The organism is Rothia nasimurium, from assembly GCF_928381415.1.
In the GTDB taxonomy this organism is placed as follows: domain Bacteria; phylum Actinomycetota; class Actinomycetes; order Actinomycetales; family Micrococcaceae; genus Rothia; species Rothia nasimurium_H.
In genome coordinates, this window is record NZ_CAKMSF010000003.1 from 268,937 (window position 1) to 286,837 (window position 17,901).

General features: G+C 58.5%; 30 protein-coding genes. All 30 read left to right on the forward strand.

All coding sequences use genetic code 11. The features are described 5' to 3' along the window. Positions 1-153 precede the first annotated feature (153 nt). The 30 genes from rpsJ (at position 154) to rplQ (ending at position 17,870) form a co-directional block, all read left to right on the forward strand. Positions 154-462 (forward strand): 30S ribosomal protein S10, encoded by a 309-nt coding sequence (gene rpsJ, locus L7A20_RS04800; protein ID WP_068169589.1) that lies wholly within the window; start codon positions 154-156, stop codon positions 460-462. 14 nt (positions 463-476) lie between these two features. Next, the gene (rplC, locus tag L7A20_RS04805; RefSeq protein WP_135012885.1) at positions 477-1,133 is read left to right on the forward strand and encodes a 50S ribosomal protein L3; all 657 of its coding nucleotides are present in this window, start codon (positions 477-479) and stop codon (positions 1,131-1,133) included. 6 nt (positions 1,134-1,139) lie between these two features. Beyond that, the gene (gene rplD / locus L7A20_RS04810) at positions 1,140-1,763 is read left to right on the forward strand and encodes a 50S ribosomal protein L4 (protein ID WP_135012886.1); all 624 of its coding nucleotides are present in this window, start codon (positions 1,140-1,142) and stop codon (positions 1,761-1,763) included. Then, positions 1,763-2,074 carry a 50S ribosomal protein L23 gene (rplW, locus tag L7A20_RS04815; protein WP_135012887.1) on the forward strand — a complete coding sequence of 104 codons (312 nt, stop codon included), beginning with the start codon at positions 1,763-1,765 and terminating at the stop codon, positions 2,072-2,074. The genes rplD and rplW overlap by 1 nt, the downstream gene beginning before the upstream one ends. 39 nt (positions 2,075-2,113) lie before the next feature. After that, the gene (gene rplB, locus L7A20_RS04820) at positions 2,114-2,950 is read left to right on the forward strand and encodes a 50S ribosomal protein L2 (RefSeq protein WP_135012888.1); all 837 of its coding nucleotides are present in this window, start codon (positions 2,114-2,116) and stop codon (positions 2,948-2,950) included. Positions 2,951-2,962: 12 nt separating this feature from the next. After that, positions 2,963-3,244 carry a 30S ribosomal protein S19 gene (gene rpsS / locus L7A20_RS04825; RefSeq protein ID WP_083090719.1) on the forward strand — a complete coding sequence of 94 codons (282 nt, stop codon included), beginning with the start codon at positions 2,963-2,965 and terminating at the stop codon, positions 3,242-3,244. Positions 3,245-3,309: 65 nt separating this feature from the next. Then, positions 3,310-3,675: a 50S ribosomal protein L22 gene (gene rplV, locus L7A20_RS04830; RefSeq protein ID WP_083090720.1), complete on the forward strand. Its 366-nt coding sequence runs from the start codon at positions 3,310-3,312 to the stop codon at positions 3,673-3,675. Next, a complete protein-coding gene (gene rpsC, locus L7A20_RS04835; protein ID WP_185174281.1) occupies positions 3,676-4,473 on the forward strand; it encodes a 30S ribosomal protein S3 in 798 nt (265 codons plus the stop codon). Beyond that, entirely contained in the window at positions 4,474-4,890 is a 417-nt protein-coding gene (rplP, locus tag L7A20_RS04840; protein WP_135012890.1) for a 50S ribosomal protein L16, read from the forward strand. It abuts the gene before it with no gap. A 2-nt stretch (positions 4,891-4,892) separates the two neighbouring features. Further along, positions 4,893-5,126: a 50S ribosomal protein L29 gene (rpmC, locus tag L7A20_RS04845; RefSeq protein ID WP_083090723.1), complete on the forward strand. Its 234-nt coding sequence runs from the start codon at positions 4,893-4,895 to the stop codon at positions 5,124-5,126. Between the two features lie 5 nt (positions 5,127-5,131). Beyond that, complete coding sequence (gene rpsQ / locus L7A20_RS04850; protein WP_083090724.1) at positions 5,132-5,404, forward strand: 30S ribosomal protein S17; 273 nt, start codon at positions 5,132-5,134, stop codon at positions 5,402-5,404. A 408-nt stretch (positions 5,405-5,812) separates the two neighbouring features. After that, a complete protein-coding gene (gene rplN, locus L7A20_RS04855) occupies positions 5,813-6,184 on the forward strand; it encodes a 50S ribosomal protein L14 (protein ID WP_135013742.1) in 372 nt (123 codons plus the stop codon). A gap of 3 nt (positions 6,185-6,187) precedes the next feature. Beyond that, positions 6,188-6,523 carry a 50S ribosomal protein L24 gene (rplX, locus tag L7A20_RS04860; protein WP_185174282.1) on the forward strand — a complete coding sequence of 112 codons (336 nt, stop codon included), beginning with the start codon at positions 6,188-6,190 and terminating at the stop codon, positions 6,521-6,523. Next, entirely contained in the window at positions 6,523-7,083 is a 561-nt protein-coding gene (rplE, locus tag L7A20_RS04865) for a 50S ribosomal protein L5 (protein ID WP_135013744.1), read from the forward strand. Before rplX ends, rplE begins: the two co-directional genes overlap by 1 nt. 69 nt (positions 7,084-7,152) lie before the next feature. Next, positions 7,153-7,551, forward strand: coding sequence for a 30S ribosomal protein S8 (rpsH, locus tag L7A20_RS04870; protein WP_135013745.1), 399 nt, complete (start codon positions 7,153-7,155; stop codon positions 7,549-7,551). 24 nt (positions 7,552-7,575) lie between these two features. Further along, complete coding sequence (rplF, locus tag L7A20_RS04875; protein WP_237222589.1) at positions 7,576-8,112, forward strand: 50S ribosomal protein L6; 537 nt, start codon at positions 7,576-7,578, stop codon at positions 8,110-8,112. 2 nt (positions 8,113-8,114) lie between these two features. Beyond that, complete coding sequence (gene rplR, locus L7A20_RS04880) at positions 8,115-8,474, forward strand: 50S ribosomal protein L18 (RefSeq protein ID WP_135013747.1); 360 nt, start codon at positions 8,115-8,117, stop codon at positions 8,472-8,474. Further along, positions 8,474-9,157 (forward strand): 30S ribosomal protein S5, encoded by a 684-nt coding sequence (rpsE, locus tag L7A20_RS04885; RefSeq protein WP_135013748.1) that lies wholly within the window; start codon positions 8,474-8,476, stop codon positions 9,155-9,157. The genes rplR and rpsE overlap by 1 nt, the downstream gene beginning before the upstream one ends. Beyond that, on the forward strand, positions 9,157-9,366 hold the full coding sequence (gene rpmD, locus L7A20_RS04890) for a 50S ribosomal protein L30 (RefSeq protein ID WP_135013749.1): 210 nt from the start codon (positions 9,157-9,159) through the stop codon (positions 9,364-9,366). The genes rpsE and rpmD overlap by 1 nt, the downstream gene beginning before the upstream one ends. A 2-nt stretch (positions 9,367-9,368) precedes the next feature. Beyond that, positions 9,369-9,821: a 50S ribosomal protein L15 gene (gene rplO / locus L7A20_RS04895; protein ID WP_135013750.1), complete on the forward strand. Its 453-nt coding sequence runs from the start codon at positions 9,369-9,371 to the stop codon at positions 9,819-9,821. 212 nt (positions 9,822-10,033) lie between these two features. Continuing rightward, complete coding sequence (gene secY / locus L7A20_RS04900) at positions 10,034-11,344, forward strand: preprotein translocase subunit SecY (RefSeq protein ID WP_185174286.1); 1,311 nt, start codon at positions 10,034-10,036, stop codon at positions 11,342-11,344. After that, positions 11,341-11,904: an adenylate kinase gene (locus L7A20_RS04905; RefSeq protein ID WP_237185995.1), complete on the forward strand. Its 564-nt coding sequence runs from the start codon at positions 11,341-11,343 to the stop codon at positions 11,902-11,904. The genes secY and L7A20_RS04905 overlap by 4 nt, the downstream gene beginning before the upstream one ends. 112 nt (positions 11,905-12,016) lie before the next feature. Next, positions 12,017-12,850, forward strand: a complete 834-nt coding sequence (gene map, locus L7A20_RS04910) for a type I methionyl aminopeptidase (protein WP_237222590.1) — start codon at positions 12,017-12,019, stop codon at positions 12,848-12,850. Between the two features lie 54 nt (positions 12,851-12,904). Beyond that, on the forward strand, positions 12,905-14,086 hold the full coding sequence (rlmN, locus tag L7A20_RS04915; RefSeq protein ID WP_237185997.1) for a 23S rRNA (adenine(2503)-C(2))-methyltransferase RlmN: 1,182 nt from the start codon (positions 12,905-12,907) through the stop codon (positions 14,084-14,086). A gap of 381 nt (positions 14,087-14,467) precedes the next feature. Continuing rightward, positions 14,468-14,689 carry a translation initiation factor IF-1 gene (infA, locus tag L7A20_RS04920; RefSeq protein WP_083090737.1) on the forward strand — a complete coding sequence of 74 codons (222 nt, stop codon included), beginning with the start codon at positions 14,468-14,470 and terminating at the stop codon, positions 14,687-14,689. Between the two features lie 142 nt (positions 14,690-14,831). After that, on the forward strand, positions 14,832-14,945 hold the full coding sequence (rpmJ, locus tag L7A20_RS04925) for a 50S ribosomal protein L36 (RefSeq protein ID WP_004005257.1): 114 nt from the start codon (positions 14,832-14,834) through the stop codon (positions 14,943-14,945). A 159-nt stretch (positions 14,946-15,104) separates the two neighbouring features. Beyond that, entirely contained in the window at positions 15,105-15,473 is a 369-nt protein-coding gene (rpsM, locus tag L7A20_RS04930) for a 30S ribosomal protein S13 (RefSeq protein WP_083090738.1), read from the forward strand. Positions 15,474-15,544: 71 nt separating this feature from the next. Then, entirely contained in the window at positions 15,545-15,949 is a 405-nt protein-coding gene (rpsK, locus tag L7A20_RS04935) for a 30S ribosomal protein S11 (protein ID WP_083090739.1), read from the forward strand. A gap of 146 nt (positions 15,950-16,095) precedes the next feature. Beyond that, a complete protein-coding gene (locus L7A20_RS04940; protein ID WP_135013066.1) occupies positions 16,096-17,091 on the forward strand; it encodes a DNA-directed RNA polymerase subunit alpha in 996 nt (331 codons plus the stop codon). A gap of 98 nt (positions 17,092-17,189) precedes the next feature. Beyond that, positions 17,190-17,870, forward strand: coding sequence for a 50S ribosomal protein L17 (gene rplQ / locus L7A20_RS04945; protein WP_237222591.1), 681 nt, complete (start codon positions 17,190-17,192; stop codon positions 17,868-17,870). The last annotated feature ends 31 nt before the right edge of the window (positions 17,871-17,901 follow it).

A 17,901-nucleotide genomic window follows, 5' to 3' on the forward strand; every position in this document is an offset into this window, starting at 1 on the left:
TGCCTCGGTAGGGTGAGGAACCCGGCAAATGTCGGATTCAGCCTACGCAGAGGTGGCGCGAAAGAGACGAAGAATCATCTCTTTACCTCAAGCGCCAGATAAAGGAGCAACCGCTCCGTTACAGGGAAGTAGACAAGAAAGAGAGTCCGACAGATGGCGGGACAGAAAATCCGCATCCGTCTGAAGTCATACGACCACGAGGTCATTGATTCTTCAGCTCGGAAAATCGTTGAGACAGTTACGCGTGCAGGCGCGACGGTAGTAGGCCCCGTGCCGCTGCCCACCGAAAAGAACGTTTACTGTGTTATCCGTTCGCCTCACAAGTACAAGGACAGCCGCGAGCACTTCGAAATGCGCACGCACAAGCGTCTGATCGACGTCGTTGATCCGACCCCCAAGGCTGTTGATGCCCTCATGCGTCTTGACCTTCCGGCAGACGTAAACATCGAAATCAAGCTGTAGAGGATCGCATCTAAATGACTAACAAGTTCGAGCGCCAGGTTAAGGGCCTGCTGGGCACCAAGCTTGGCATGACCCAGGTCTGGGACGAAAACGGCAAGTTCGTGCCCGTTACTGTCGTCAAGGCCGATTCCAACGTTATTACCCAGCTGCGCAACGCTGAGACCGATGGCTACGAAGCTATCCAGATCGGTTTCGGTGCAATCGAAGCTCGCAAGGTAACCAAGCCCCTCGCCGGTCACTTCGAGAAGGCAGGCGTAACTCCTCGCCGTCACCTCGTTGAACTGCGTACCTCAGACGCCGCTGAATACTCACTCGGTCAGGAACTGACCGTTGAGCTCTTCGAAGCTGGCCAGAAGGTCGACGTAGTTGGCAAGACCAAGGGTAAGGGCTTCGCCGGTGTTATGAAGCGTCACGGCTTCGCAGGTGTAGGTGCATCACACGGTGCCCACAAGAACCACCGTAAGCCCGGCTCAATCGGTGGCGCATCATACCCCGCACGCGTTTTCAAGGGTATGCGCATGGCAGGCCGTATGGGCGCTGCACGCCACACCACCATGAACCTCACTATTCAGGGTGTAGACGCCGAAAACAACGTTCTTCTGATCAAGGGTGCTATCCCCGGTCCTAAGGGCGGCGTTGTTCTGGTTCGCACCGCTGTGAAGGGAGCCTAATAAACCATGGCTGTCAAGACCGTAAAGGTAGACCTGCCCGCTGACATCTTCGACGCTCAGGCCTCTATTCCCCTGCTTCACCAGGTAGTAGTAGCCCAGCTCGCAGCAGCACGCCAGGGTACCCACAAGACCAAGAACCGCGGCGAAGTTTCCGGCGCAGGTCGTAAGCCTTTCAAGCAGAAGGGCACCGGCCGCGCACGTCAGGGCTCAATCCGTGCACCCCACATGACCGGTGGTGGCATCGTACACGGCCCGACCCCGCGTAGCTACGCACAGCGTACCCCCAAGAAGATGATTGCAGCTGCACTGCGCGGCGCTCTCTCAGATCGCGCTCGTCACGACCGCGTTCACGTTGTTGAAGCTCTGGTAGAAGGCACCAAGCCCTCCACCAAGGCAGCAAAGGCAGCAATCGCAGAGATCACCAGCCGCAAGAACGCACTGGTTGTCATCGACCGCAAGGACGACCTGGTAGCACTGTCAGCACGCAACCTTGAGAACGTTCACGTCATCTACGCAGATCAGCTGAACACCTACGATGTTCTGATCTCAGACGACGTCATCTTCACCAAGGATGCCTACGACGTATTCGTCGCAGTTGCTTCCAAGGCTAAGAAAGAGGCTGCTAAGTAATGTCTGTTACCACCTCAACTTTCAAGGATCCCCGCGACGTGATCATCGCTCCCGTCGTGTCGGAAAAGAGCTACGGTCAGCTCGACGAAGGTAAGTACACCTTCCTCGTAGACCCCCGCTCCAACAAGCTGGAAATCAAGCAGGCCATCGAGACCATCTTCGATGTCAAGGTTGCTTCCATCAACACCGCTAACCGTCAGGGCAAGCGCAAGCGCACCCGCTTCGGTTGGGGTGCTCGTAAGAACACCAAGCGTGCGATTGTAACCCTCAAGGAAGGTTCAATCGACCTCTTCGGCGGTCCGGCTGCATAAGCACCGGAGACCACTTTAGCGAAGGAAAGAAATATCTAAATGGGTATTCGTAAGCACAAGCCGACGACCCCGGGTCGCCGCGGCTCGAGCGTCTCAGATTTCGCAGAAATCACTCGCTCAACCCCGGAAAAGTCCCTGGTTCGTCCGCTCCCCAAGAAGGGCGGCCGTAACAACACCGGTCGCATCACTACCCGTCACAAGGGTGGTGGCCACAAGCGCCAGTACCGTCTGATCGACTTCCGTCGTCACGACAAGGACGGCGTCGACGCACGCGTTGCACACATCGAGTACGATCCCAACCGTACCGCCCGCATCGCTCTGCTCCACTACGTTGATGGCACCAAGCGTTACATCATCGCCCCCAACAAGCTCGCTCAGGGCGACATCGTAGAGTCAGGTCCCTCTGCCGACATCAAGCCCGGCAACAACCTGCCCCTGCGCAACATCCCCGTTGGTACCGTGATTCACGCTGTTGAGCTCCGCCCCGGTGGCGGCGCCAAGATGGGCCGCTCAGCTGGCGCATCCATCCAGCTGGTCGCTAAGGAAGGCAAGTACGCCCAGCTGCGTCTGCCCTCCGGTGAAATCCGCAACGTGGACGTCCGCTGCCGCGCAACCGTCGGTTCCGTCGGTAACGCTGAGCAGTCCAACATCAACTGGGGTAAGGCCGGCCGTAACCGCTGGAAGGGCATCCGCCCGACCGTCCGCGGTGTCGTCATGAACCCCGTTGACCACCCCCACGGTGGTGGTGAAGGTAAGACCTCAGGTGGCCGTCACCCGGTTAACCCCAACGGTAAGCCCGAGGGTCGCACCCGTCGCCCCAACAAGGAAAGCGACAAGCTCATTGTTCGTCGCCGTCGTACTGGCAAGAAGCGCTAAGGAGCCTGAAACATGCCTCGTAGTTTGAAGAAGGGCCCTTTCGTTGATCAGCACCTTTTTGTAAAGGTTGCAGCTCAGAACGAGAAGGGCACCAAGAACGTTATCAAGACTTGGTCCCGCCGCTCGATGATTATCCCCGACATGCTCGGTCACACCATCGCAGTGCACGACGGACGCAAGCACGTACCCGTGTTCATCACTGAGTCCATGGTTGGTCACAAGCTCGGCGAGTTTGCGCCCACCCGTACTTTCCGTGGCCACGTTAAGGACGACCGCAAGGGTAAGCGTCGCTAAGCTACGGTTCACCCCGTACCTTAGAAACGTTTTCCTTTCGGCAATAGACGAAAGAGAGATAGGCAATGGAAGCCAAGGCAACTGCGTCTTACGTACGCGTTACGCCTATGAAGGCACGCCGCGTCATCAACCTTATCCGTGGTAAGCAGGCGGAAGAGGCTCTGGCGATTCTGAAGTTCGCTCCTCAGGGCGCATCAGAACCGGTATACAAGATCGTTGCATCAGCTGTTGCAAACGCTCGCCAGAAGGCCGCCCAGCAGGGCGTCCCCTTCAAGGAAGAAGAGCTGTTCATCAGCGAAGCATACGCGAACGAAGGTCCCACCATGAAGCGATTCCAGCCTCGTGCCCAGGGCCGTGCGTTCCGCATCAACAAGCGCACCAGCCACATCACCGTGGTAGTCGCTACCCCGGAGAAGGAGGAGGGCCGCTAAATGGGTCAGAAAATTAACCCCAACGGTTTCCGACTTGGCATCACCACCAACCACGTCTCAAAGTGGTTCGCTGACTCCAACAAGGAAGGCGAACGCTACGCAGACTTCGTTCGTGAAGATGTAAAGATCCGCGAACTCCTGTCCAAGGGCATGGAGCGCGCAGGCATCGCCAAGGTCGAAATCGAGCGTACCCGTGACCGCGTCCGTGTGGACATCCACACCGCACGTCCCGGTATCGTTATCGGCCGCCGCGGCACCGAAGCTGACCGCATCCGCGGTGAGCTCGAGAAGCTGACCGGCAAGCAGATTCAGCTGAACATCCTCGAGGTTGCAAACCCCGATCTGTCAGCTCAGCTGGTTGCCCAGGGCATCGCAGAACAGCTCGCTTCACGCGTTGCTTTCCGCCGCGCCATGAAGAAGGCAATCCAGTCCGCACAGCGTGCAGGCGCCAAGGGTATCCGTATCCAGTGCTCCGGCCGTCTGGGTGGCGCTGAAATGTCACGTTCCGAGTTCTACCGCGAAGGCCGTGTGCCCCTGCACACCCTGCGTGCGAACATCGACTACGGCTTCTTCGAAGCAAAGACCACCTTCGGCCGCATCGGCGTCAAGGTTTGGATCTACAAGGGTGACCTCACCGACAACGAGCTTGCTGCACAGCAGGCCGCTGGTAACCGTCGTGGCAACGGCCGCGGTGGCGACCGTCGTCGCGCAGGTGGCCGTGGTCCCCGCCGTGAACGTCGTTCCGACAACGCTTCAGCACCCGCTGAGGCTAAGACTGCAGAAAACGGTGAGGCATAAATGCTAATTCCCCGTCGAGTAAAGTACCGCAAGCAGCATCACCCCAAGCGTTCAGGTATGGCTAAGGGTGGCACCGAGGTAGCGTTCGGCGAGTGGGGCATCCAGGCCCTGACTCCCGCATACGTCACCAACCGCCAGATTGAAGCTGCACGTATTGCAATGACCCGTCACATCAAGCGTGGCGGTAAGGTTTGGATCAACATTTATCCCGACCGTCCGCTGACCAAGAAGCCTGCTGAAACCCGTATGGGTTCCGGTAAGGGTTCACCCGAATGGTGGGTCGCAAACGTCAAGCCCGGTCGAGTCATGTTTGAACTCTCCGGCGTATCCGAAGAAGTGGCTCGTGAAGCTATGCGCCTCGCAATCCACAAGCTCCCGATGAAGGCACGCGTTGTGCGTCGCGAAGGTGGTGAGTAGAAATGGCAGTTGGATCAAAGGATCTGAGCATCGACAAGCTGGCAGAGCTCTCCAATGAGAATCTGGTAGAGAAGCTGCGTGAGTCGAAGGAGGAGCTGTTCAACCTCCGTTTCCAGGCAGCCACCGGTCAGCTTGAAAATCCCGGTCGTATCCGCTCGGTCAAGCGCGACATTGCACGTATTTACACCGTGCTGCGTGAACGCGAGCTCGGTATTCGTCCCGCAACCGAAGGTTAAATCACATGAGTGAAGTAAAGACTGAAGAGCGCGGCTACCGCAAGACTCGCCGCGGCTACGTAGTGTCCGACAAGATGGACAAGACCGTAGTCGTCGAGGTCGAGGACCGCGTAAAGCACGCCCTGTACGGCAAGGTTATGCGCCGTAGCTCCAAGATCAAGGCACACGACGAGCAGAACACTGCTGGTATCGGTGACCTCGTTCTCCTGGCCGAGACTCGTCCGCTCTCCGCTTCCAAGCGCTGGCGCATCGTCGAGATCCTCGAAAAGGCTAAGTAAACACTCCGTTTACTAAAGCTACGAGCTAGCTAGAGCTCCCCTTCCCCTCATACCGAGGGGGAGGGGAGCTCTCTATTTTTAAGGGTGCTAGCTCACTGCCTAAGAGTGGTGCATCTCTCTAGGCTGGCAGCCCCTGCTGTGGTAAAGTTTTCATTCTGTGTGGTTCTCTATGCCCACACAACCACGGTTCTTTTCGTGCCACAGCATAATGCCGCTCAAAACGCGGGGTTCGCCCGCTAACGCGGGTCTAGATGTTCGTCGGCATGATAGGAGCCCAGGCGTGTCCGCCAACTCTTCAACTCACTCATGGGCTGTAAGAGACCGGCGCGTCAACATCCCGTAGAAATGTTCCGCAAGGCTGGCTCACAAGATACCGTGTGTCGGAACCGGCGAGACGACAGGAGAAATATGATTCAGCAGGAGTCACGACTCAAGGTTGCTGACAACACCGGTGCGAAGGAAATCCTGACCATCCGTGTTCTCGGTGGCTCAAAGCGTCGTTACGCAGGCATTGGCGACATCATCGTCGCAACCGTCAAGGACGCAATCCCCGGCGGTACCGTAAAGAAGGGCGACGTTGTTAAGGCAGTAGTCGTCCGCACCAAGAAGGAAGTTCGTCGTCCCGACGGCTCCTACATCAAGTTCGACGAGAACTCAGCAGTAATTCTCAAGAACACCGATGGTGACCCCCGTGGCACCCGTATCTTCGGACCTGTTGGCCGCGAACTGCGCGACAAGAAGTTCATGAAGATCATTTCACTTGCTCCGGAGGTGCTCTAACTCATGGCTAAGATCAAGTCTGGCGACCTGGTACAGGTTATTTCAGGTGCAGATAAGGGTAAGCAGGGCAAGGTTCTGAAGGTATTCCCCAAGACCGAGCGCGTGCTGGTAGAAGGCGTCAAGATCGTCACCAAGCACAACAAGGCTAACCCCATGACCGGCGAAGCCGGCGGCATCGAAAAGGTTGAGGCACCGATTCACGTTTCAAACGTTGCAATCGTTGATCCCGAGACCAAGAAGCCGACCCGCGTTGGTTACCGCCTCGAGACCGTAGAGCGCAATGGCAAGGAACGCACTGTTCGCGTTCGCGTTGCCAAGAGCTCGGGTAAGGACATCTAATGACCGAAGCAAAGATTACCCCTCGTTTCAAGACTAAGTTCAACGAAGTAGTCACCCCCGCCCTGCAGGAAGAGTTCAAGTACGAGAACGTCATGCAGGCACCGAAGATCGTCAAGGTCGTCGTTAACATGGGTGTTGGTGAAGCTGCTAAGGACGCGAAGCTCATGGACGGTGCTATCCGCGACCTTACCGCTATCACCGGTCAGAAGCCGCTCGTTACCCGCGCGAAGAAGTCCATCGCACAGTTCAAGCTGCGTGAAGGTCAGCCCATCGGCGCACACGTCACCCTCCGTGGCGATCGCATGTGGGAATTCCTCGACCGCCTCGTCACCCTGGCACTTCCCCGTATCCGCGACTTCCGCGGCCTCTCGGACCGCCAGTTCGACGGTAACGGTAACTACACCTTCGGTCTGACCGAACAGTCAATGTTCCACGAAATCGATCAGGACTCCATCGATCGTGTACGTGGTATGGACATCACCGTAGTAACCACCGCAAAGACCGACGATGAAGGCCGTGCGCTTCTGAAGGCACTCGGCTTCCCGTTCAAGACCCAGTAACGACTACGTTATAGGTCCGCACCGAAATCTACGGTGAGGAAACCATAACGAGGAAGGGCTCAGCCCACCATGACTATGACAGATCCTGTCGCAGATATGCTGACCCGTTTGCGCAACGCAAACTCAGCACATCACGACACCGTGTCAATGCCTTACTCCAAGCTCAAGGCTCGCATCGCCGAGATCCTCAAGGCTGAAGGCTACATCGCTGACTTCAAGGAAGAGGAAGCAAAGGTCGGTAAGACCCTCACCCTCGAACTGAAGTTCGGCCCCTCACGTGAGCGCTCCATTGTAGGCGTTCGCCGCATTTCCAAGCCGGGTCTGCGTGTATACGCAAAGTCCACCAACCTGCCCCAGGTACACGGTGGCCTCGGCATCGCAATCCTGTCAACCTCTTCAGGTCTGCTCACTGACAAGCAGGCTGCGAAGAAGGGTGTTGGCGGCGAAGTCGTCGCTTACATCTGGTAGTCGGTAGAAGAGAAAGGAAGAAGAATGTCACGTATTGGACGTCTCCCCATCTCGGTTCCTGCCGGCGTTGAGGTAAAGATCGACGGCAACGTAGTTGCTGTTAAGGGTGCAAAGGGCGAGCTGACCCACGAGGTTGCTGCTCCCATCACTGTTGCACTCGAAGACGGTGTTGTCACCGTTTCCCGCCCGAACGATGAGCGTGCATCACGTTCACTGCACGGCCTGACCCGCACCCTGATTCAGAACATGATCATCGGTGTTACCGAGGGCTACTCCAAGAAGCTCGAAATCGTTGGTACCGGTTACCGTGTAACCGCTAAGGGTTCCGACCTCGAGTTCGCACTTGGCTACTCACACCCCATCACCATTGAAGCACCCGAGGGTATCAGCTTCGCTGTTGAGGGCGCTAACAAGCTGACCGTTTCCGGTATCAGCAAGCAGCAGGTAGGCCAGGTAGCCGCTAACATCCGCGGTCTGCGCAAGCCCGATCCCTACAAGGGTAAGGGTGTTCGCTACGAAGGCGAGCAGATCCGTCGCAAGGTCGGAAAGGCTGGTAAGTAACAATGGCTGTAAAGACTAAGTCAGCACAGCGCGCACGCCGTCACGCACGCGTCCGCAAGTACGTTTCAGGCACCGCAGCACGCCCCCGCCTGTCCGTCACCCGCTCAGCTCGTCACATGTTCGTTCAGGTCATCGATGACACCAAGGGTCTGACCCTGGCATCAGCTTCCACCATGGAAGCAGACCTGCGCGCAGCAGAGCTGGACAAGACCGCTAAGGCAAAGCGCGTCGGCGAACTCGTCGCCGAGCGTGCCAAGGCAGCAGGCATCGAAGCAGTTGTCTTCGACCGCGGTGGTAACAAGTACCACGGCCGTGTCGCAGCAGTTGCAGAAGGCGCACGCGAAGGAGGTCTGGCACTCTAATGAGCGAGCAGACTGTAAACGAAAAGGAAACTCAGGTGACTGAAGCAACCGCAGAAGCTACCGCTGAAACCTCCGAGAAGCGCGAAGCCCGCCGTAACGAGCGCGGCGAACGCCGCGGCAACCGCGGTGAGCGCCGCAACAACCGCGGCCGCGAAGAAGAGAAGGACAAGTTCATCGAGCGCGTTGTCACCATCAACCGCGTCTCCAAGGTCGTCAAGGGTGGTCGTCGCTTCAGCTTCACCGCACTCGTCGTTGTTGGTGACGGTAACGGTATGGTTGGCGTTGGCTACGGCAAGGCGAAGGAAGTTCCTGCAGCTATCTCAAAGGGTGTAGAAGAAGCAAAGAAGAACTTCTTCCGCGTACCCCGCGTTGAAGGCCGCACCATTCCTCACCGCGTTCAGGGTGAAGCAGCAGCAGGCGTAGTTATGCTCCGCCCCGCTACCGCTGGTACCGGTGTTATCGCTGGTGGTCCCGTTCGTGCCGTACTTGAGGCAGCAGGCATCCACGATGTTCTGTCCAAGTCACTCGGTTCATCGAACCAGATCAACATTGTCCACGCGACCATTGAAGCACTGCGTCAGCTCGAAGAGCCCGTAGCAGTTGCTGCACGCCGTGGTCTTCCCCAGGACGAGGTTATCCCCGGCTTCCTGCGTGTCGCTCAGTCTGAAAAGGCAGGTGCGTAATGACCGGTAAGCGTATTCAGCCCAGCGACGCAAAGCTGGAAATCACCCAGATCAAGTCCTACGTCGGGGAGAAGCAGAACATGCGCGACACCCTCCGTTCCCTGGGCCTCAAGCGCCCCGGCAACAAGGTTGTTCGCACTGCTGACCCCGTCACCTGCGGCATGATCAACACCGTAGCTCACCTGGTTCAGGTTGAGGAGGTCAAGTAAAGATGGCAAACAACGACGCTATCAAGATTCACGATCTGCGCCCGGCTCCGGGTGCCCACAAGGCTAAGACCCGCGTAGGCCGCGGTGAAGGCTCAAAGGGTAAGACCGCAGGTCGCGGTACCAAGGGTACCAAGGCACGTTACCAGGTTCGCGCCGGCTTCGAAGGTGGTCAGCTTCCGCTGCACATGCGCCTTCCCAAGCTGCGCGGCTTCAAGAACCCCTTCCGCACCGAGTACCAGGTTGTTAACCTGGACCGCATCGCGGAACTGTTCCCCGAGGGCGGCGACATCACCGTTGACGCTCTGGTAGCAGCTGGCGCAGTTCGCAAGAACGAACTGGTCAAGGTTCTGGGTACCGGCGAAATCTCAGCAGCCTACAACGTAACCGTTGACAAGGTTTCTGAGTCAGCTAAGGCCAAGATTGAGGCTGCCGGCGGTTCTGTAACCGTCAAGTAGTCCCATGACGCACCGGGCAACCGGTTGCGGCATCTTCTTGCGGGTGCCCCGCTCACTTCGGTGAGCGGGGCACCTTTCTTTACGCTCAGAGGTTTGAGCTACACACGATTGAGTTTTAAGCGATAGACTGGAACAGATTGTGTACTCGCCCCCCACCTCCTGCACCGTTCAGGGGAGAGGGGCATCTAAGATTTTGTCTCACAGGAGGACATGTGCTGACCGCTTTTGGACGGGCTTTCAAGACGCCCGACCTGCGTAACAAGCTGCTGTTCACCCTGGGTATTATCGTGATTTACCGTGTGGGCGTGTTTATCCCCGCTCCCGGTGTCTCTTACGGAAACGTGCAGCAGTGCCTGTCGACCGTCACCGCAACCGGTGGCGTCTACGACATGATTAACCTCTTTAGCGGTGGTGCCCTGCTCCAGCTGTCGATTTTTGCCCTGGGCGTTATGCCTTACATTACCGCGAGCATTATTGTTCAGCTGCTTCGCGTTGTCATTCCCCGCTTCCAGCAGCTTCACGAGGAAGGTGCCCAGGGGCAGACCAAACTGACCCAGTACACCCGTTACCTCACCATTCTGCTGGCGCTATTGAACGCGACCACCATTGTGTCGCTGGCCCGCTCCGGTATGCTCCTTCAAGGGTGCACCCTGCCGATTATTCCTGACGATGGCATCTGGAACATTCTGCTGATTATCACTGCCCTCACCGCCGGCACCGGCGTGGTTATGTGGTTGGGCGAGCAAATCACCGAAAAGGGCGTCGGCAACGGTATGTCCCTGCTGATTTTCACCTCGATCGCAGCGTCCTTTCCCTCCGCTTTTGGTTCCATTCTGCAGACCCAGGGCTGGGGCATCTTCTCCGCAGTTGTCGCGGTCGGGCTGCTGGTTATCGTGGCCGTTGTCTTCGTTGAGCAGTCTCAGCGTCGCATCCCAGTCCAGTACGCCAAGCGGATGATTGGGCGCCGTACCATCGGCGGTACCACCACCTACATTCCGCTCAAGGTCAACATGGCTGGCGTTATCCCCATTATCTTCGCCTCATCCATGCTCATGGTGCCCGGCCTGATTGCCCAGTTCAACACCCCCTCAGACGGCTCAGCCCCGCCTGAATGGGTCAACTGGATCAACACCTACCTGGTCATGGGCGATCACCCGCTCTACATGACCCTCTACTTCCTGCTCATTCTGGGCTTCGCCTACTTCTACGTTTCCATCACCTTCAATACCGAAGAAGTTGCGGGCAACATGAAGAAGTACGGCGGTTTCATCCCCGGTATCCGCGCAGGACGCCCCACCCAGGAGTACCTGAGCTACGTGCTCAACCGTATTACCCTGCCTGGCGCCATCTACGTAGCAGTACTAGCGCTCCTGCCGCTGGTAGCCTTCGTCCTCTTCGGCGCCAACCAGAATTTCCCGCTCGGCGGTGCCTCACTGCTGATCGTTATCGGTGTCGGTCTTGATACCGTCAAGCAAATCGACGCCCAGCTCCAACAACGCAACTACGAAGGACTACTACGATGAACCGTTTGCTCATCATTGGCCCTCCCGGCGCCGGCAAAGGCACCCAGGCCGTCAAAATCGCTGAAAAGCTGAACATCCCCGCTATTTCCACCGGCGACATCTTCCGCAAGAACATCAAGGAAGAAACCGAGCTGGGCAAGGAAGCCAAGAGCTACATCGACTCGGGCAACCTGGTTCCCGACTCTGTGACCAACCGTATGGTCCGCGCCCGCCTGGCTGAAGACGACACCGCCAACGGCTTCCTGCTCGATGGCTACCCCCGCAACACCGCCCAGGTCGGTGAACTCGACACCATCCTCGCAGATATGGGTCAGGAAATTGGCCAGGTTCTGCTGCTCGTCGCCGACAACGACGAACTGGTCGAACGCCTGCTGGGCCGTGCCGCTAAGGAAGGCCGCTCAGACGACAACGAAGAGGTCATCCGCCACCGCCTCAAGGTCTACGAAGAAGAAACCGCACCCCTCGTAGCTATCTACACCGAGCGCGGCCTCGTGACCGAGATCGACGGTCTTGGCGAGATCGACGAAGTCACCGCCCGTATCATGGACGCCCTCAAGTAAGGCAGCAACCCTACCTGTGTCCCCGGTCATTGCGGGGGCACAGGTCTTTAACGCACACTGGTGTAGTTTGGCTCAAAAGCCCAGCACACAAACCTAGCCAGGAAAGAGCACTATGCGCCGTATCGAATACAAGACAGACCGCCAGCTTGCTGAAATGGCCAGAGCAGGTGTGATCACCTCCCGCGCCCTGGACGCAGCGGTAGCAGCTGCCGCCCCCGGCGTCACCACCGCCGAACTCGATACGGTCTTCCGCGGCGTCCTCGCTGAACACGGCGCAGGCTCCAACTTCCTGGGCTACTACGACTACCCAGCAACCATCTGCACCTCAGTCAACGACGAGGTCGTTCACGGAATCCCCGGACCCCGCGTCCTGCACGACGGAGACATAATCTCCATTGACGGCGGTGCTACCGTCCAGGACGCCCGCGGCACCACCTGGCACGGCGACTCAGCCCGTACCGCCCTCATCGGCGAGGTCTCAGAGGCCCGCCGTGAGCTCTCAGAAATCACCCGCGCAGCCCTCTGGCACGGTATCGCAGCCCTCGCCACCGCCAAAAAAATTGGTGAAGTCGGCTTCGCCATCGAAAACTTCGTTAGGGAAGAAACCGGCGACAAATACGGGATCATCGAAGACTTCGTAGGCCACGGCATCGGTACCTCCATGCATATGGCCCCCGACGTCCTCAACTACGCCGCCCGCGACCTCGGCCCCCGTGTCAAAAAGGGCATGGCCTTCGCCATCGAACCCATGCTCGTGACCGGTGGAATCGAAACCGTCACCCTCGACGACGACTGGACCATAAAAACCGTCGATGGGGGAGACGCCTGCCAGTGGGAACACTCCGTCTGCGTGCACTCCGAAGGTATCTGGGTTCTCACCGCAGAGGACGGCGGCGCCTCCGAACTCTCCAAACTCGGCGTCACCGTCAAACCCATCCCCGCCTAAACCGCACAACCCAACCTCCAGCGTCCGCCCCGCATCGCACCGAAAGCAGCAGCCATGACCGAAACCACCAGCGTCCCCCTGGAAATCTCCAGCGCCCGCCCCGAACCTGGCCAAATCATCCTCAAAGCCCCCCGTCGCGGCAAACCCCCGCGCCACATCGCAGACTTCGACATGGCCGGCCGTCGCGCTTTCCTCGAAGAACTCGGCTACAAGCCCTTCCGAGCCGCCCAGCTCTCCAAGCACTACTTCGAACGCCTCGTCAACGACCCGGCCCAGATGACCGACCTGCCCGCAGCAGAACGCGAAAAAATGGTCGCCGACGCCATGCCCCAGCTGCTCACCACCGTCCGCACCCTCGAAGCCGACGGCGGCGACACCCTCAAAGTCGTCCACCGCCTCTTCGACGGAGCCCTCGTCGAATCCGTCATCATGCGCTACGATAACCGCGTCACCATGTGCATCTCTTCCCAGGCAGGCTGCGGCATGAACTGCCCCTTCTGCGCCACCGGCCAGCAGGGCCTCACCCGCAACCTCTCCACCGCCGAAATCGTCGAACAGGTCATCGCAGGCGCCCGCTACCTCAAAGACATGAAAGGCCTCGAACAGGCCGAAGGCGGCTCCGAAGACACCCGCCCCCTGCGCGTCTCCAACATCGTATTCATGGGCATGGGTGAAGCCCTCGCCAACTACAAAGCCACCATGGGCGCCGTACACCGCCTCATCGACCCTGCCCCCGAAGGACTCGGCATCTCAGCCCGCGGCATCACCATGTCCACCGTCGGCCTCGTTCCCGGCATCCGCAAATTCGAACTAGAAAAACTCCCCATCACCCTAGCGCTATCCCTGCACGCCCCCGACGATGAACTCCGCGACGAACTCATCCCCATCAACCAGCGCTGGAAAGTCGACGAAACCCTCGACGCCGCCTACGACTACTACCGCACCACCGGCCGCCGCATCTCCATCGAATACGCCCTCATTCGCGACATCAACGATCAGGGCTGGCGCGCCGACCTCCTCGGCAAAAAACTTGCCTCCCGCGGACGCGGCTGGGTACACGTCAACCCCATTCCGCTCAACCCCACCCCCGGCTCCAAATGGACAGCCTCCCGCAAGGGCGTCGAACAAAACTTCGTTGAGCGCCTGCGAGCCCACGGCATCCCCACCACCGTACGCGATACCCGCGGAAGTGACATCGACGGTGCCTGTGGCCAGCTTGCTGCTAAGGAAGATTAAATGCTGATGCACAGCAGATGCGCTTTTGCCTGCTGACCCTCTCGCTGGTTCGCTAACGCTCACGAGCGATTCACGCCAGCCCCAGCCAGCAGGCTGACAGCGCATCTGCTGTGCTCAGTTGTAGGGAGTCTGGTCAGCTGGCTGCCGAAGCGTCCTGCCCCTGCCCTTAAGCCCCGGACCTTAATGTGAAGCTCGCTATGTTTTGCGAAAACCATTAACATTCCGGGGCTTTTGCCGTATATTAGTTTGTTGGTTGTCTGTGCCATGCGTTTAGTACGCAAGCGGGGCGGTACCCGAGCCCGGGAGAACGCACCGAACACAGAAAAAACACTACCAAGAGCCCCCAAGACACCTTGGGAGCACGAAAGTAAAGCGGAGGATATGGCCAAGAAAGACGGCGTCATCGAGATTGAAGGTACCGTGGTCGAAGCACTGCCCAACGCATCATTCCGCGTTGAGCTGGACAACGGACACAAAGTACTTGCACACATCTCAGGCAAGATGCGTCAGCACTACATTCGAATCCTGCCTGAGGACCGAGTAGTAGTCGAGCTCAGCCCCTACGACCTCTCACGCGGTCGTATCGTCTACCGCTACAAGTAAACACGAGCAGCAAACGTCGCTAAGCAGCGGCGTTTACGCCGTGTAAAAGGGGTAAACAGTTCTCCCACCGGCTCACCGGACACAGAACCTCTTACCCCGCCCGTCCAAAGCATTAGCTGAAACATCAACGCAAAGGAATGCGATGAAGGTCAAGCCGAGCGTTAAGCCGATCTGCGACAAGTGCAAAGTGATCCGCCGTCACGGTGTGGTCATGGTGATCTGCGAAAACCCGCGCCACAAGCAGCGTCAGGGCTAATCACTAGCCAACGCTGACAAGACCACCCCACCAGGTGGCACAACAGAAAATGGCACCGCTCCTGCTAATAAAGCAGGATACCTCCGGGCACAGAGGCCGGGGACCGGGACAACCGGGCAGTGATGTCACAGACCTCTGCGAAAACAAGGAGAACGCCCCATGGCACGTCTCGCTGGAGTCGATATTCCCCGCGAAAAGCGCGTGGAAATTGCTCTTACTTACATCTACGGCGTGGGCAAGACCCGTGCAAAAGAAGCGCTTGCTGCAACCGGTGTTGACCCCAACACCCGCGTCAAGGACCTTGACGATACCCAGCTCGTAGCACTTCGTGACTTCATCGAAGGCAACTACAAGGTTGAAGGTGACCTTCGCCGCGAGGTTGCTGCCGACATCCGCCGCAAGGTAGAAATCGGTAGCTACCAGGGTCTGCGTCACCGCCGTGGCCTTCCCGTACACGGCCAGCGCACCAAGACCAACGCACGTACCCGCAAGGGCCCGAAGCGTACCGTCGCAGGTAAGAAGAAGTAAACAGTGTTGCCTCAGTCTTGCACATCGCGTAAGACCAACACTTCAACCAAAACTTTGTAGGAGAATCAAAAATGCCTCCCAAGACTCGCGCAGCGGCCAAGCGTACCGGCCGCCGCAAGGTTTCCAAGAACATTGTTGCCGGTCAGGCACACATCAAGTCAACCTTCAACAACACCATCGTTTCAATCACTGATCCCTCTGGTGCTGTTATTTCCTGGTCATCCGCCGGCGAAATGGGCTTCAAGGGTTCACGTAAGTCAACCCCCTACGCAGCTCAGATGGCCGCTGAGACCGCTGCAAAGCGCGCTCAGGAACACGGTGTCCGCAAGGTAGACGTTTTCGTCAAGGGCCCCGGCCCCGGTCGCGAAACCGCTATCCGCTCACTCCAGGCTACCGGCCTCGAAGTTGGCTCCATCCAGGACGTCACCCCCGTTGCCCACAACGGCTGCCGTCCTCCGAAGCGCCGCCACGTCTAAGCCCCACCGGCTAGACGCGTCCCGAACATCGGGCGACCCGCAACCCACCGGCTGCAGGTCAATGAACAGACTGCTTCGTCTGCTTCCTCACTCGTTTTTCCCAACCTGTGAGCTCATATAGCGGATGCTCACCGAAAGGAAACATAGTGCTCATTGCACAGCGCCCCATCCTGCGTGAAGAACACGTATCGGAAAACCGTTCACGCTTCACCATCGAGCCCCTCGAACCCGGCTTCGGCTACACCCTGGGTAACTCCCTCCGCCGCACCCTTCTCTCATCCATCCCCGGTGCCGCTGTAACCAGCATCCGCATCGACGGTGTGCTGCACGAATTCAGCACTGTAGAAGGTGTGACCGAGGACGTCACCGAGATCATCTTGAACATCAAGAAACTCTCCATCTCATCAGAGAACGACGAGCCCGTCATCGCCTACCTGCGCAAGCAGGGCGAAGGTGAACTCACCGCAGGCGACATCGAGGTGCCCGCAGGCGTCGAGATCCACAACCCGGACCTCCACATCGCAACCCTCAACAACCGCGCAAACTTCAACGCAGAACTGACCATCGAACGCGGCCGCGGCTACGTCTCGGCAGCACAGAACAAGTCAGGTGACGCAGAAATCGGTCGCATCCCGGTCGACTCCATCTACTCACCCGTCCTCAAGGTCACCTTCCGCGTCAGCGCAACCCGTGTTGAGCAGCGCACCGACTTCGACTCCCTCACCCTGGACGTCGAAACCAAGGAAGCAATTGCTCCCCGCGACGCAGTCGCATCAGCAGGCAACACCCTCGTTGAGCTCTTCGGCCTCGCCCGCGAACTCAACACCGCCGCTGAAGGTATCGAAGTTGGCCCGTCACCCGCTGACGAGTCAATGGCCGCAGACCTGGCTCTGCCCATCGAAGACCTGGACATGACCGTCCGCTCCTACAACTGCCTCAAGCGCGAAGGCATCCACACCGTGGGTGAACTCGTGACCCGCAGCGAAGCAGACCTCATGGACATCCGCAACTTCGGTGCCAAGTCCATCGACGAAGTCAAGGCAAAGCTCACCGAGCTCGGCCTGTCCCTCAAGGACTCACCCGCCGGAATGGACCTCTCAGCCCGCCTGCAGGACGACGACAGCTACGGCAGCGACTACTAAGACACCGGCAGTCAACGCTTCCACGCGTTACACCAGTCAAACATCTTTGGTTCCCCTGCCGTGAGGCAGTAAGGAACGGCAAACCAGGAGAATAAATTATGCCTACTCCCACTAAGGGTCCCCGCCTCGGCGGATCACCGACCCACGAGCGCATCATGCTGAACAACCTGTCTCAGCAGCTCTTCGAGCACAAGCGCATCACCACCACCGTTACCAAGGCAAAGCGTCTGCGCCCCGTTGCCGAGCGTCTGATCACCTTCGCAAAGAAGGGCGACCTCAACGCACGCCGCCGCGTCCTGCGCTCCATCGGTAACAAGACCGTAGTCCACGAGCTCTTCACCGTCATTGCCCCCGCAATGGCAGAGCGCCCCGGTGGCTACACCCGCATCACCAAGATCGGTAACCGCAAGGGCGACAACGCCCCCATGGCAGTTATCGAACTGGTCATGGAGCCCGTTGCAACCGCAGCAGCTGTTTCAGAAGCTACCAAGGTAGCAGAGACCGCAGCACCCGCAGTAGAAGAGACCAAGGCAGCAGCACCCGCAGCAGCTGAGTCCTCAGACCTGCCCGCAGGCGCACACGCAGCAACCGAGAACGGCGAAGCTCCCGAGGGCTTCGAAATCAAGGGTAACGCTGACTCCATGAAGTACCACGTACCCGGCTCACGCTGGTACGCAAACACCCAGGCTGAAATCTGGTTCGACACCAAGGAATCAGCTGAAGCAGCAGGTTACGCACCTGCCGGTGGTGCAGCAGCACAGACCATCTCCGAAGACTAATTCTTAGTCACCGGTAGATAAAAGGCGGCTC

Bases quoted from the DNA above. Each gene is read 5' to 3' on its own strand.
- rplQ (WP_237222591.1), top strand. From the start codon at position 17,190: ATGCCTACTCCCACTAAGGGTCCCCGCCTCGGCGGATCACCGACCCAC.
- rplN (WP_135013742.1), top strand. From the start codon at position 5,813: ATGATTCAGCAGGAGTCACGACTCAAGGTTGCTGACAACACCGGTGCG.
- rpsE (WP_135013748.1), top strand. From the start codon at position 8,474: ATGAGCGAGCAGACTGTAAACGAAAAGGAAACTCAGGTGACTGAAGCA.
- rpsM (WP_083090738.1), top strand. From the start codon at position 15,105: ATGGCACGTCTCGCTGGAGTCGATATTCCCCGCGAAAAGCGCGTGGAA.
- rpsH (WP_135013745.1), top strand. From the start codon at position 7,153: ATGACTATGACAGATCCTGTCGCAGATATGCTGACCCGTTTGCGCAAC.
- rlmN (WP_237185997.1), top strand. From the start codon at position 12,905: ATGACCGAAACCACCAGCGTCCCCCTGGAAATCTCCAGCGCCCGCCCC.
- rplR (WP_135013747.1), top strand. From the start codon at position 8,115: ATGGCTGTAAAGACTAAGTCAGCACAGCGCGCACGCCGTCACGCACGC.
- rplB (WP_135012888.1), top strand. From the start codon at position 2,114: ATGGGTATTCGTAAGCACAAGCCGACGACCCCGGGTCGCCGCGGCTCG.
- L7A20_RS04905 (WP_237185995.1), top strand. From the start codon at position 11,341: ATGAACCGTTTGCTCATCATTGGCCCTCCCGGCGCCGGCAAAGGCACC.
- rplF (WP_237222589.1), top strand. From the start codon at position 7,576: ATGTCACGTATTGGACGTCTCCCCATCTCGGTTCCTGCCGGCGTTGAG.
- infA (WP_083090737.1), top strand. From the start codon at position 14,468: ATGGCCAAGAAAGACGGCGTCATCGAGATTGAAGGTACCGTGGTCGAA.
- rplD (WP_135012886.1), top strand. From the start codon at position 1,140: ATGGCTGTCAAGACCGTAAAGGTAGACCTGCCCGCTGACATCTTCGAC.
- rplE (WP_135013744.1), top strand. From the start codon at position 6,523: ATGACCGAAGCAAAGATTACCCCTCGTTTCAAGACTAAGTTCAACGAA.
- rplX (WP_185174282.1), top strand. From the start codon at position 6,188: ATGGCTAAGATCAAGTCTGGCGACCTGGTACAGGTTATTTCAGGTGCA.
- rplW (WP_135012887.1), top strand. From the start codon at position 1,763: ATGTCTGTTACCACCTCAACTTTCAAGGATCCCCGCGACGTGATCATC.
- rpsQ (WP_083090724.1), top strand. From the start codon at position 5,132: ATGAGTGAAGTAAAGACTGAAGAGCGCGGCTACCGCAAGACTCGCCGC.
- rplP (WP_135012890.1), top strand. From the start codon at position 4,474: ATGCTAATTCCCCGTCGAGTAAAGTACCGCAAGCAGCATCACCCCAAG.
- map (WP_237222590.1), top strand. From the start codon at position 12,017: ATGCGCCGTATCGAATACAAGACAGACCGCCAGCTTGCTGAAATGGCC.
- rplV (WP_083090720.1), top strand. From the start codon at position 3,310: ATGGAAGCCAAGGCAACTGCGTCTTACGTACGCGTTACGCCTATGAAG.
- rpsS (WP_083090719.1), top strand. From the start codon at position 2,963: ATGCCTCGTAGTTTGAAGAAGGGCCCTTTCGTTGATCAGCACCTTTTT.
- rpsJ (WP_068169589.1), top strand. From the start codon at position 154: ATGGCGGGACAGAAAATCCGCATCCGTCTGAAGTCATACGACCACGAG.
- rpmC (WP_083090723.1), top strand. From the start codon at position 4,893: ATGGCAGTTGGATCAAAGGATCTGAGCATCGACAAGCTGGCAGAGCTC.
- rpmJ (WP_004005257.1), top strand. From the start codon at position 14,832: ATGAAGGTCAAGCCGAGCGTTAAGCCGATCTGCGACAAGTGCAAAGTG.
- rplO (WP_135013750.1), top strand. From the start codon at position 9,369: ATGGCAAACAACGACGCTATCAAGATTCACGATCTGCGCCCGGCTCCG.
- rpsK (WP_083090739.1), top strand. From the start codon at position 15,545: ATGCCTCCCAAGACTCGCGCAGCGGCCAAGCGTACCGGCCGCCGCAAG.
- rplC (WP_135012885.1), top strand. From the start codon at position 477: ATGACTAACAAGTTCGAGCGCCAGGTTAAGGGCCTGCTGGGCACCAAG.
- rpmD (WP_135013749.1), top strand. From the start codon at position 9,157: ATGACCGGTAAGCGTATTCAGCCCAGCGACGCAAAGCTGGAAATCACC.
- rpsC (WP_185174281.1), top strand. From the start codon at position 3,676: ATGGGTCAGAAAATTAACCCCAACGGTTTCCGACTTGGCATCACCACC.